Below are 12944 nucleotides of genomic sequence, written 5' to 3'. Positions count from 1 at the left end.
TGGGGCAGGGGCAGGGGCAGGGGCAGGGGCAGGGGCAGGGGACGGGGCAGGGGACGGGGCAGGGGACGGGCGACGGGACGGGGGCTACGCCGGGTCGCCGCGGCGGCCGAGCAACACCCACAGGAGGAAGGGCCCGCCCAGGACGGTGGTGACGATGCCGACCGGGATCTCGACCCCGCCGATCAGCACCCGGCCGAGGGTGTCGGCGAGGACGACGAGCAGGGCGCCGGTGAGCGCCGAGCCGAGCACGGGCACCCGGGCGGGCCCGGCGAGGCGCCCGGCGAGGACGGGCGCGGCGAGGGCGACGAAGCCGACCGGTCCGCAGACGCCGACGGCCAGCCCGGCCAGGGCGACGGCCAGCAGCAGGCAGGCGAGCCGGACCCGCCCCGGGTCGACGCCGAGCGAGGCGGCGACGCTGTCGTCGAACCGCAGCACGGCGAGCCGCCGGGCCACCACGAGGGCGAGCGGCACCAGGACGGCCAGCCCGAGCAGGACGGGCGTGGCGACGGCGTAGTCCCGGCCGTTGAGGCTGCCGGAGGTCCAGACGTATAGCGATCCGGCCGAGTTGAGCGAGCGCCGGGCGAGGGCGACCTGGATGACGGCGGAGGCCAGGGCGGACATCGCGAGGCCGACGACCAGCACCCGGTAGCCGCGGGCGCCGAGGCCGCCGGAGACCAGGGCGACGACGAGGACGGCGACGAGGGCGCCCAGCGGCCCGGCCCACCAGGCGCCGAAGGTGCCGGAGGCGGTGGCGGAGATGAGCACGGCTGCGGTGGCGCCGTCGTTGACGCCGAGCAGTTCGGGGGTGGCGAGCCGGTTGCGCGCGAGGGTCTGGGTGAGGCACCCGGCGAGGCCGAGGGCGGCGCCGGCGGCGAGTCCGGCGACGATCCGGCCGAGCCGGAACCTCTGGACCAGCAGCACGTCGAGCCGCTCACCGTAGCCGAAGACGGCCTGGAAGGTGCGGCCGAGGCCGAGTTCGCCCTGCCCGGCGTGGGCGGAGACGACGACGGCGGTCAGCAGGGCGGCTGCCAGGCCGAGCGCGGCGAGCAGCGACCGGCGGGGGAGCAGCAGGGACCACGCCCCGCGGCGCAGCACCAGGTCGGGTGCGGGCGCGGGCGGTTCGGCCTGCCGGGGGCGGGCGGCCTCGGCCGGGTCGGTGAGGTCGAGGGCGGCCGTGCGGCGGGAGCGGACGATGGCGATCAGCGCCGGGGCGCCGACCAGGGCGACGATGACCGACACCGGCGCCTCGAATGGCCTGGCCACCACGCGGGCCAGCACGTCCGCCCCGGTGAGCGCGGCGGCGCCGAACAGTGCGGCGAACAGGGTGAGCCGTCCGACCCGGGGCCCGGCGACGGCGCGGGCGAGGAAGCCGGCGAGCAGGCCGAGGAAGGAGATCGGCCCGGCCAGCGCGACGGCCGAGGCGGTGAGCAGGGTGACGGCGAGGGCGACGGTGGCACGGGTGGCGCCGGGCCGGTGGCCGAGGCCGCGGGCGAGGTCGTCGCCGAGGGCGAGCGCGGTGAGCGGGCGGGTGGCGAGCAGGGCGAGGAGGAAGCCGGCGGCGAGGACGGGCGCGAGCTGGCGCAGGGTCGCCCAGCCCTCCACGCCGGCGAGTGAGCCGAGCACCCAGACCCGGTACCGGTCGTACGTCTCGGGGGAGTTGACGATCAGCACGCCGGTGAGTCCGCCGAAGGTGGCGCCGACCGCGGACCCGCCGAGGACCAGCCGCATCGGTGATCCGCCGCCCCGGGCGCCGGCGATGAGCAGCACCAGCGTGCTGGCGAGGACGGCGCCGCCGAACGCGCAGGCCAGGTAGCCGTAGGAGGTCTGGACGCCGAGGGCGGCGATGCCGAGCACGACGCCGAGGGAGGCGCCGGCGTTGACGCCGAGCAGTCCGGTCTCGGCGAGCGGGTTGCGGGTGACGGACTGCAGTTGGGCCCCGGCGACGCCGAGGGCGGCGCCGACCAGCAGCGCGGTGGCGGTGCGGGGGAGTCGCAGGTCGCCGACGACGAGGGCGAGCCGGCCGTCGCCGCGGGCGCCGCCGCGGTCGAGCAGGTAGTCCAGCACCCGCCCGGCGCCGACCTCGCCGGCGCCGACCGACAGCGAGAGCGCGGCCAGCGCGAGCAGGGCGGCCACCGTGCCGAGGGCGATCGGCCAGACGGGCCGGCGGCGGTCGTCCGCCTGCGCCGGCTCAGGCTCCGGCGGCCGGGGTGGCGGCGGGGCGTCGGGTGCGGTGCGGGACGCCGTGGGTTCGCCCACTTGCGACGATGTCATAAGGTAAGGCTAACCTAATGGTCGTACCGTCCTGTGGGGCGCCGCCGGGGCACCGTCACCGCGCCGATCCGTCCGGACGCCGTTCAACTCCCGCAACACCGCTGCCCGGAGGCACCCATGCCGTTTGCCCAGAGCCCGCTCCCCGCCGTCCGCCGCCGTGCGGTCCAGGTGCTGGCCGTCACCGGGGCCGCCGCCCTCCTCCTCGCCGGGTGCGGTTCCTCCGGCTCCTCCGCCCCCGCCGCGGGCGGGTCGTCCGCCGCCGGCAGTGCCGCCCCGGACCAGGCCGGCGGCAAGCGGACCGTCAAGGACGCCACCGGCAAGGCCGTCGAGATCCCCGCCTCGCCCCAGCGGATCGTCACCCTCACCCAGGAGGACCTCGACGCGGTGCTCGCCCTCGGCGTCAAGCCGGCCGGCATCACCAACGGCCAGGGGCTCAACGAGCCGCCGGCGTACCTCAAGGACAAGGTCCAGGGCGTGCCGGTGGTCGGCAACCTGCTCCAGCCCGTCATGGACAAGGTCATCGCGGCCAAGCCCGACCTCATCCTGGCCGGCGACATGCAGGACGAGCAGGTGCTCAAGCAGCTGCGCGAGATCACCCCCGCCACGCTCGTCACCATGGCGCCCACCGACGACTGGAAGCTCGCCTTCCGCGGGATCGGGAACGCCGTCAACAAGCTGGACCAGGCCAACAAGGTGATCGCCGACTACGAGGCCAAGGCGGCCAAGGCCGGCGGCGAGCTCGGCAAGAACAAGGGCGCGGCGGTCTCCATCGTCCGCTGGAACCCGACCGGGCCCAGCTGGATGGAGCGCAAGCAGTTCGCCGGCGGCGTCGCCCTCGACATGGGCCTCACCCGCCCCAAGGCGCAGGACAAGGACGGCAACGCCCACAGCCCCGCGCTCAGCCTGGAGAAGCTCGCCGAGATCGACGGCGACTGGCTGTTCCTCTCCACCCTCACCGACGACGGCAAGGCCGCGCTCAAGGACGTCCAGTCCAAGCCCGCCTACCAGGAGCTGAACGCCGTGAAGAACAACCACGCCGTCACCGTGGACGGTTCGGTCTGGTCCACCCGCGGCGGCCCGCTCGCGGCCGACGTCGTCATCGGCGACATCTCCAAGGCGCTCGCCTCGTCCTGACCCGCCTCGTCCTGACCCGCCTCGTTCCGACCCGGCCGTCCTGGCCCGGCCGTCCCGATGGGCTCCGTCCCGACGGGCCCGCCCCCACGAGGCCCGTGCCGGGAGCCCCGCGGCTCCCGGCACCCTCCCCGACCGAAGGAACCCGCGATGGAGTTGACGATCCAGGGCCTCACCGCCGGTTACGGCCCGGGCCGCCCGGTGCTCGACGGCGTCGACCTCACGATCCCGGCCGGCCGGGTGGTCGCCGTGGTCGGCCCGAACGGCTGCGGGAAGTCCACCCTGCTGAGGGCCGCCGCCCGGCTGCACCGGCCCGACGGCGGGCGGGTCCTGGTCGGCGGGGAGGACCTCTGGCGGCTGCGGCCCCGGCAGGCCGCGCACCGGGTCGCGCTGCTCCCGCAGAGCCCGCAGGCCCCCGAGGCGGTCACCGTCACCGGGCTGGTCCGCTACGGCCGGCACCCGCACCAGGGGCTGTTCCGCCAGTGGTCGGCCGAGGACGAGCGGCTCACCGCGCGGGCGCTGCGCGCCACCGGCGTCGAGGAGCTCGCCGACCGCCGGCTCGACCGCCTCTCCGGTGGCCAGCGGCAGCGCTGCTGGCTCGCCATGGTGCTGGCCCAGGACGCGCCCGTGGTGCTGCTCGACGAGCCCACCAGCGCGCTCGACCTCGGCCACGCCGTCGAGGTGCTGGAGCTGGTGCGCGAGGTCGCGGCCGGCGGGCGGACCGTCGTCATGGTGCTGCACGACCTGGCGGCGGCCGCCCGCTACGCCGACCTGGTGGTCGCCCTGCGGGGCGGCTCGGTGGTGGCCTGCGGCCCGCCTCGCGAGGTGGTCGACGCGTCGCTGGTGCGGGCGCTGTACGACATCGACAGCGACGTACTGGCCGCGCCGGGCGACGGCGCGCCGGTGATCGTCCCGCGGGCGCCGGCGACCGCCCTGCGGGTCGCGGCGGACTGACGGCTGACGGGCGGTCGGCGCCGCACCGGCCCGCCCGTTGCCGGCCGCCGTCCACCACCGGCGGCCCGCGGCGGGTTGCGGGGGCGGGCCCGGGCCGGTGTGGTGTGCTGGGGCACCCCCGCGCCGAAGCGCCCGACGTCCACGGAGGCCTCCCGTGCACCCCCGCCGACTCGCCGCCGTCCTGCTGGCCCGGCTGCTGCCGACCGCCTGCTCCTCCACCGCGCCGGCCCCCGCCGGCTCCGGCTCGCCCACCGCGGGCGGTCCGGTGGTGCGGGCCACCGTCGCCGACGGCCTGCCGGTGCCCTGGGGCCTGGCCCTGCTGCCCGACGGCGACCTGCTCGTCTCCGAACGGGACGCCGGGCGGATCGTCCTGGTCGCCGCGGCCGGCGGCGCCACGACCGAGGCCGGCACCGTGCCCGGGGTGACCGCCGGGGGAGAAGGCGGACTGCTCGGCATCGCGACGTCCCCCGACTTCGCCGCCGACCACCTCCTCTACGCCTACCACAGCACCGCCACCGACAACCGGATCGTCCGGCTGCGCTACGACCCGGAGCAGCCCGCCGGCGCCCGGCTCGGCGCGCCCGACGTCCTGCTGGCCGGCATCCCGCGCGGCCCGCGGCACAACGGCGGCCGGATCGCCTTCGGCCCGGACGGGCTGCTCTACGCCACCACCGGCGACAGCGGCACTCCCGCGCTGGCCCAGGACAAGGGCTCGCTCGGCGGCAAGATCCTGCGGCTCACCCCCGACGGCGCACCCGCCCCGGGCAACCCGTTCCCCGACTCGCCCGTCTACTCCTACGGCCACCGCAACGTCGAGGGCATCGCCTGGGACGACGGCGGCCGGCTCTGGGCCACCGAGTTCGGCGAGGACACCTGGGACGAGCTCAACCTGATCCGCCCCGGCGGTGACTACGGCTGGCCCGCCGTCGAGGGCGTCGGCCACGACCCCGCGTACCTCGACCCGGTCGTCGAGTGGCACCCGGCCGACGCCTCCCCGAGCGGCCTCGCCCACGCCGACGGCGCGCTGTGGGTGGCCGCCCTGCGCGGCACCCGGCTGTGGCGCGTCCCGATCACCGGCGACCGGCTCGCCGGGCCGCCGCAGGGCTTCCTCGACGGGGACTACGGGCGGCTGCGCACCGTCGTCGCCGACCGGGACGGCAGCCTCCTGCTGGCCACCGACAACACCGACGGCCGCGGCGAGCCCCGCCCGGGCGACGACCGGGTCCTGCGGCTGTCGCCGTCGCCGTAGCGGGTGCTGACGCCGCTGTCGCTGTCGCCGTCGCCGCCGTGGCGGCCGGGGGACGCCGGGCGGCCGGGGCCGGCAACCGGTCGCTCCCGTGGGGCCCGTGACCCCGGATCCCCGGCCGCCCGTTCACTCGTTCGACGGGTTTGGGGGTCGTGGGCCGCCGTACGGGCACCCCCTCCGCGGTGGTGTGTCAGTGGGCCTCGCTACGTTCCTCGCATCGCTGACCAGCAGGTGGGAGGAGAACGGCCGTGGCATGGGTGGAAACGGGCGCGGGGGGCTACCGCGTGACGCTCGACGGGGAGGGGCGGGTGGTCTGCCGCAACGCGGCGGGCCGCGAGCTGAAGTCCCTGCCGCCGAAGCTCGGTGACGACCCGGTGGTCGCCCAGCTGAAGCAGCTCGCCGAGTGGCTGGCCGCGCACGAGCGGAGCTGCCTGGACGACGTCGAACGGTGGATGGTGCGCTCCCTGCCGGTGCCCGCCGCCGTGCTCACCGAAGTCTGGGCGGACGAGGCCTGGCGGGCCGTCCTGCGCGACCTCGTGGTCACCGGCCCGGACGGCGCCGTCGCCGGCTTCCTGCGCGGCGCGGACGCCGAGCGCGGCCTCGGCCTGGTCGACCTCGACGGCGACACCGTGCGCCTCACCGACGGCGAGGTCCTGATACCCCACCCGGTCCTGCTCCAGGACCTCGACGAGCTGCGCGAGTTCGCCGTCGAGCTCGGCGTCTCGCAGCGGGTCCAGCAGCTCTACCGGGAGGTCTGGCACCGCCCGGCCGAGCCGCCGGCCGGCACCGAGGTCACCACCTACGCCGGCGGGCGCTACCGCGAGCTGCGCGAACTGGTCGGGCGCTGCGCCCGGCTCGGCCACCGGGTGCGCGGCGGCCACGCCGTCCAGACCGTGGTGGAGGCGGGCCGCAGCGTCGAGGCGCGCGTCTGGGTCGGCGACTACTACGAGTACGACGCCTGCGAGACGGGCCCACTCAGCTGGGCCGGGCCGGACGGCCGGGCCCTACCGCTCGCCGAGGTCGGGCCGGTCGCCTGGTCCGAGGGCATGAGGATGGCCGCCGCGCTGCACGCCGGCCGCACGATCGAGGGGGAGGAAGCCGCATGACCGCCACCGCGTCCCACCAGCAGGCCGCCCGGGGCACCGCAGCGCACGAGCGCCTGCTCGACGCCGGTGCCGTGCTGCCGCCCGGCACCGTGCCCGGCGCCGGCCGCCCCGACAGCGCCGTCGACGTCCTCACCGCCCGCACCTACACCCACCCCGCGCTCGACGGCCGGCGGATCGTCCGCCTGGTCCCCGGCGCCCTCGGAGCGGCCGAGGACCTCGCCGTCGACTTCCTCGGGCTGGCCCCCGACGGTGCTCCCGCCGAGGTCGGCCAGGTCCGCCAGGAGGCGCTCGGCTTCCCCGCCTGGGCGCTGGTCCACGACCCGGCCAACGGGCACCACGCGCTCGCCCTGGTCAAGGAGATGGAGCGGCTCGGCCGCCAGGCCAGGTCCAAGCCCGGCGCCGCCAAGGACGGCTTCGAGGAGCTCGCCACCCGGCTGGGCCGGGCCGTCCCGCACTTCCTGCCCACCTTCTGCGAGGAGGTCGGCCGGATCTTCCTCGCCCACGGCAACCAGACCTACGCCGCCGGGTACTTCGGCAAGGCCCGCGAGGCCGAGCGCACCCACGGCCTGGCCGTCGACGAGGAGCGGCTGCGCGCCGTCTTCCTGGAGTTCGCCCTCGCCGGCGCCCTCACCGTCAAGTCCCTGCGCCAGTACGTCAAGGAGCTCGCCGGCCGGCTCGACCCGGTCACCGCCTGGGAGCGTTTCCGCCAGCTCTGCACCGAGCGCTCCGCGGCCGGCATGGCGCCCTACGCCGGGATCGCCGAGGACGCCCGCTCCCTCCTCCGGGCCGCCGGGCTCGACCGCACCGAACACGAACAGGCCCTGCTCGCCGAACTGCTGGCCGCCCCCGGCGCCAACCGGGCGCCCGCCGCGTTCTGGAAGTCCTGGCACGGGGCGCTGCTCGAACTCGGCACCCGCGACCGGGCCACCCGGGCCCGCCTGCTGGAGCTCACCCCCGACCCGGGCGGCAACGACCCGGCCGCGCAGGACGCCGGCTGGCTCGCCGTCCTCGCCGGGACGGGCGCCGAACAGCTGCTCACCGGTCCGCGTCCGGAGGGTGCCGAGCCCGCCGCGGCCTGGCTCCAGCGCTGGACCAACCACCTCGGCCGCGGCTGGCGCAGCCGGCCCGGCTGCGCCGCCACCGTCGCACTGGCCGGCCGGATGGCCGAGCGGCTGCGGGCCGACGGCGTCCCGGTGGACCTCCACACCGGCGTCCGCCGCAGCCACACCCAACTCGACCTGCTCGACCGGCTGCTCGCCGACGGCGTCCCGGTCGCCGACCCGGCCCCCGGGCACCGCTTCGAGCTCAAGGGCTGGGTCGAGCAGTGCGGCCCCGCCGGCGCGACCCTCGCCGCCGTCGCCGCAGACCCGCGCTTCCGGCCCGCCCTGCGCGCCGCCACCCCGGCCGCCTGGGACGCCGCCGTCACGCACCGCGTACCGGCCCTGCCGCTGCTGCGCGAGCTGCTCGCCGAGTGGGCCGAGCAGCGCGCCGAGGAGCTCTCCGCCGTCCGCGGCCTGGCCGCCGCCACCGACCTGGTCCGCGCGCTGACCCCGCACCGCACCGCGATCCGGGACGTCGCCCCGGCCGCCGCCGAACGGATCGCCGCCCTCGACGTCGCCGGCCTGCTCGCCGCGGCCCTCGGCGCCGGCATCCTCGACGAACTCGGCTGGCCCGCTCTCGAAGAGGCCCTGGCCGCCCTCGCCGACCCGGTGGACGGTGCCGACCCGGACACCCGGCCCACCGACACCCCCGGCCACACCGCCGGCGGCCTCCTCGGCCTGAGCGTCGAGGACTCCTGGCCGCAGCTGATCCTCACCCGCCACGACAAGGCCGTCGTGGTCGGTCCGCAGGGCGTCGTCCTGGAACACACCCTCCGGGTGCCCAAGCTGGAGAGCTGGAACCGGCCCCGGCTGCGCCACGTCGACGGCGAACTCCTCGTCGTCTGGCAGCAGGACGGCAAGCAGCGGGGCTACTGGTCCAGCCGGCCCGACGAGACGCTCGAACTCGGCGGCGAGCACATCGCCGGCTACCACTACGGCGACCGCATCCCGGAGACGCCCTCCCTGCCCCTGCCCGGCGGCGGCCGCACCACCGGCGAGCGCCCGCTGCACCCCGGCGACACCCGGCTGCCCGCCGAACACCGCGTCCTCGGCGACGGCACCGGCCACTGGACGCTGCGCCACGGCCAGGGCGGACCCGCCCTGCGCGAACTCGACCCGCACACCGGTGCGCTCGGCCGCACCGCCGAACCGCCGATCGTCGCCGCCACCTCGGCGGCCGGCCGGCTGGACACCGCACGCACCCGGCTGCTGCCGCTCCAGCCGGGCCTGGAGGGGACGCCGCTCGGCACCGACGGCACCGTGCTCGGCAGCTGGGTCCGGATCGACCCCGGGCGCGCCGTCACCACCGGCACCGCCGCCGGCGAGGCCATCGTCCTGCCGTTCACCGGCCGCCACCCGGACGCCGTCCCGGTCGGCCGCCTCACCCTCCCCGGCCGGGCCCGACCGGTCGTCACCGAGAACGGCGGCGACGCCCTCGCCCTGACCCTGCCCGACCTGACCGCCGACACCGACCGCACCGCGGACCTGCGCCCCTGCCGTGCCGGTGACCTCGCGGCCGCCGGCACCGCACTCGTCCCGCCGCTCGAGCACTGGCACGCCCTGCGGCCCCGCGACGAGGCCGGCTCGCGCGTCCTGCGCACCGTCGACGCCGAGCGGGCCGCCCGACTGATCGACGCCGCCTGGCCCGTCGACACCGAGCCGGTGCCCGAGGAGGACCAGCGCTGGATCACCACCCAGGGCGTGCGGCGGCCGGTCGCCCAGCGCGGCGACGCCCGTCGCACCCTGCCGGTCCGGGCGGTCGGCGACGTCCTGCCCGGCATCGGCCACCCGCTGCTGCTCGCCGGGGTCGCCGGCCTCGCCCGCGCCGCCGCCGACCTGCTCGACCGGACGGCCCGCTTCGTCCCGCAGCCCGAGGCGGAGAAGCCCTCCCGGGCGGAGGCGGCCGAACTCCGGCCCGACCACGGGCGTGACCACGACCTGCGCGACGCCGTCGCCACCCTGCTGCCCGACGTCGGCGGCTTCGGCGGCTGGGGCACCGCGCGCTGGCGGGTGGTGAACAACCTGCGCACCGTCACCGCCGTCCTCGCCGACCCGCCGGCCGCCGCGGGCGACGGCTGGAGCACCCCGGCCACCGTCACCCTGCAGGGCGGCGACGACAGCCACGCCTGGCTGCACCTGCTCGGCCGCCTCGACGTCCTCGCCTACGCGGCGGCCGCCCCGCTCACCACGCCGGAGCACCGCTCCAGCCTGCTCCTGCTGCTCGGCGAGCTGACCTGCGGCGTGCTCGCCGACCGCGGCGCCACGCTGCGCGAGACGGTGCTCGCCGAACCCGAGGACACCGGCACCGCCCGCCGGGCCGGGGACCACCGCCAGGGCCAGGTGCTGCGCCGCGGCGCACGCACCGTCGTCATCCTCGGCCGGCAGCACACCCACGACGGCACCTCGCACTGGCTCGCCGCCGACCACGACCCGAGCGGCGAGTTCGGCCCGGTGGCCCACTTCACCACCGTCCGGGAACGCGGCACCGAGGAGCGGATCGACGCCGCCTGGGCCACCGCCTTCCGGCGGGCCGTCACCGAGCACGGGGGCGTCCCCTGGCAGCCCGCCCGCGGCACCGCCTTCGGCGAGCTCACCGGGATGGGCGCCGCCCGCGCCGGCCTGCTGCTCAGCCCGCCGCCCGCGCTCTTCCACTGGAACAGCTCCGTCCTGCCCGCCGAGCGCCTCGCCGAGTACGGCCTCAAGGCCACCGAGGCCAAGGCCGCCCGCAACTGGCTGCGCGGGCACCCCCGGGACGGCCTCGCCGCCGTGTGGGGCGCCCTGCTGCCCGCCGACCCGCAGGCCCTCTGGACGGAGGGCCCCGACCTCCAGGCGGGGGCCGCCGCCTGGGTGCGGCACTTCGGACGCCTCGTCACCCTGCCCGAGGCCGACCAGGCCAACGTCAAGGGCGCGCGGATCGAGCATGTCGAGACGGTGCTCAACCCCGCACGGAGCCCGTGGCTCACCCGCACCACCGCCTTCCGGCCCACCGACTCCGGCCTGGCCGCCGAGGACCCGAGCGCCGCACCCGACGCCGGGGACATCGGCCACACCCTCGCCGCGCTGCGCTGGCTCGCCTACCACCTGCCCGCCGACAGCCCGCTGCGTCCGCTGCTGCCCACCGCCGCCGAGGCCCTGCGCACCCGCCTCGCCGACCCGGAGCTGCTGCTCGACTTCCACCTCGTCCACACCGACAAGGGCGGGTCGCTGGCGGCCGTGCTGCGCCCCCACTTCGGCCTCCCGGCCGAGGGCGGAGCCGATCCGGACGGGCTGGTCCGCTGCGGTCCGGCCCTCGTCCTGACGCCCTACCACAACGAGTACGAGCGGGTCTGGCTGCGCCCAGCCGGGCTCACCGGGCCCGACGACCCGGTGCTCGACCTGCTCGCCGGGCTCGGCCAGGGCTACTACTTCGGCACCGAGCGGGTCGCCATCGCGGCCGTCCTGCGCGGCGACGCGGAGCGCCTCGCCGGATCCGCCGCCGGCGCCGTCCCCGCCCCGGCCGGCACCGAGGGCCCCGCGTGGCTGCAGAACCCGCAGTCCACCGTGCCCGCGCTGGTCACCGAGGCGGCCCGCACCCACGGCCTCGGCGAGGACGCGGCCGCGCTCTACCTCCAGCTGCTCGCCCTTCCCGACCCGACCGACCGCAACGTCGCCCGATGGACGGGCTGGAAGCCCGCCCGGCTCAAGCGGGCCCGCGCCGAACTCGCCGGCACCGGGCTGGTCCTGGAGGCCAAGCGGGCCCGGGCCGGGCGTTCGCTCTTCCTGCCCGGCGGCTGGCAGGAGGCCAGGTCGCCCGCCCTGCCCGTCGAGACCTGGAAGGCCGCCCTGTACGGGCCGACCACGCACGACGCCGCGCTGCCGCTGCAGCCCGTCCCGGAGCTGTTCGCCCGGGCCTGGCAGCGGACGGTCGAGGGCGACACCCCCGGCTACGAAGAGCTCCGGACCAGCAAGCGCAGGAAGGCCCGCCGATGAGCACCACCACCGCCACCACCGCCCCGGGCGGGGCCGACGGCACCGTCGCGGTCCGCCAGACCGTCCCGCCCGAGGAGCGGTACGCCGCCGAACTGGAGTTCCTGGCCGCGCACGACACCGGCCCGCGCCCGCCCGGCTGGCGGCTCACCCCGCGCGCCGTCGTCACCTTCGTGATGGGCAGCGACGGCGAGAAGCTCAAGGCCGGCCGCCGCGGTCTGGTCGTGGAGCAGAAGTTCGTCGGCGAGCGGGCCCTCGTCGAGCGCTGCGTCGTCACCCTCGCCGGGGAGCGCGGCCTGCTGCTCGTCGGCGAGCCGGGCACCGCCAAGTCCATGCTCTCCGAACTGCTCGCCGCCGCCGTCTGCGGCACCAGCGCGCTCACCGTCCAGGGCACCGCCGGCACCACCGAGGACCAGCTGAAGTACGGCTGGAACTACGCCCTGCTGCTCGCCAAGGGGCCCAGCCGGGAGGCCCTCGTCCCCTCCCCGGTGCTCACCGCGATGACCACCGGGGCGGTCGCCCGCGTCGAGGAGGTGACCCGCTGCCTGCCCGAGGTGCAGGACGCCCTGGTCTCGCTGCTCTCCGAACGGCGCATCGCCGTGCCCGAGCTGGCCGGGAGCCCGGACGGGCAGCTGCACGCCGCCGCAGGCTTCACCCTGATCGCCACCGCCAACCTGCGGGACAAGGGCGTCAGCGAGATGTCCGCGGCGCTCAAGCGGCGGTTCAACTTCGAGACGGTCGGCCCGATCGGCAGCCTCGCCGCCGAGGTCGAGCTCGTCCGCCGGCAGTCCACCGCCGCCGTCGCCCGCGCCGGAGCACCCTACGCGGTGGACGACGCCGTCCTGGAGGCCCTGGTCACCGCCTTCCGCGACCTGCGCACCGGGCGCTCCACCGAGGGCTGGGACGTCGAACGCCCCTCCACCGTGATGAGCACCGCCGAGGCGGTCTCCGTCGCCACCGCCCTCGGCGTCACCGCCGCCTACCTCCCCGACGGCGGCGACCTGCTCGGCCGCCTCCCCGGCCAGCTCATCGGCGTCGTCCGCAAGGACGACCCGACCGACGCCGCCCGGCTGCTCGGCTACTGGGACGGCCCGGTCCGCCGCCGCGCCGAACAGGGCGCCGCCACCTGGCGCACCCTGTGGGACCTCCGCCCGGCACTGGAGGCCTGAT

At 77.3% G+C, this 12944-nt stretch carries 7 protein-coding genes; 6 read left to right on the top strand and 1 reads right to left on the bottom strand.

Going from position 1 to position 12944, the window contains the following annotated elements; all coding sequences use genetic code 11:
* Window positions 1-84: 84 nt before the first annotated feature.
* On the bottom strand, window positions 85-2271 hold the full coding sequence (gene fhuB / locus ACIRS1_RS01915) for a Fe(3+)-hydroxamate ABC transporter permease FhuB (RefSeq protein WP_402836053.1): 2187 nt from the start codon (window positions 2269-2271) through the stop codon (window positions 85-87).
* Between the two features lie 117 nt (window positions 2272-2388).
* Here fhuB and ACIRS1_RS01910 point away from each other — a divergent pair, with 117 nt between their 5' ends.
* From ACIRS1_RS01910 to ACIRS1_RS01885, 6 genes are all read left to right on the top strand, one after another.
* Window positions 2389-3405, top strand: coding sequence for an ABC transporter substrate-binding protein (locus ACIRS1_RS01910; protein WP_402836051.1), 1017 nt, complete (start codon window positions 2389-2391; stop codon window positions 3403-3405).
* 147 nt (window positions 3406-3552) lie between these two features.
* Window positions 3553-4356 (top strand): ABC transporter ATP-binding protein, encoded by an 804-nt coding sequence (locus ACIRS1_RS01905; protein ID WP_360205162.1) that lies wholly within the window; start codon window positions 3553-3555, stop codon window positions 4354-4356.
* Between the two features lie 154 nt (window positions 4357-4510).
* On the top strand, window positions 4511-5605 hold the full coding sequence (locus tag ACIRS1_RS01900; RefSeq protein WP_402836049.1) for a PQQ-dependent sugar dehydrogenase: 1095 nt from the start codon (window positions 4511-4513) through the stop codon (window positions 5603-5605).
* A 245-nt stretch (window positions 5606-5850) separates the two neighbouring features.
* Complete coding sequence (locus ACIRS1_RS01895; protein ID WP_402836047.1) at window positions 5851-6708, top strand: DUF4132 domain-containing protein; 858 nt, start codon at window positions 5851-5853, stop codon at window positions 6706-6708.
* Window positions 6705-11777: a hypothetical protein gene (locus ACIRS1_RS01890; RefSeq protein WP_402836045.1), complete on the top strand. Its 5073-nt coding sequence runs from the start codon at window positions 6705-6707 to the stop codon at window positions 11775-11777. Before ACIRS1_RS01895 ends, ACIRS1_RS01890 begins: the two co-directional genes overlap by 4 nt.
* The gene (locus ACIRS1_RS01885) at window positions 11774-12943 is read left to right on the top strand and encodes an AAA family ATPase (protein WP_402836044.1); all 1170 of its coding nucleotides are present in this window, start codon (window positions 11774-11776) and stop codon (window positions 12941-12943) included. Before ACIRS1_RS01890 ends, ACIRS1_RS01885 begins: the two co-directional genes overlap by 4 nt.
* The last annotated feature ends 1 nt before the right edge of the window (window position 12944 follow it).

Origin of the sequence: Kitasatospora sp. NPDC101176 (assembly GCF_044768035.1) — a bacterium.
Lineage (GTDB): Bacteria > Actinomycetota > Actinomycetes > Streptomycetales > Streptomycetaceae > Kitasatospora.
Note: the sequence above shows the minus strand (reverse complement) of the source record. Positions and strands in the feature narration are given on the sequence as shown.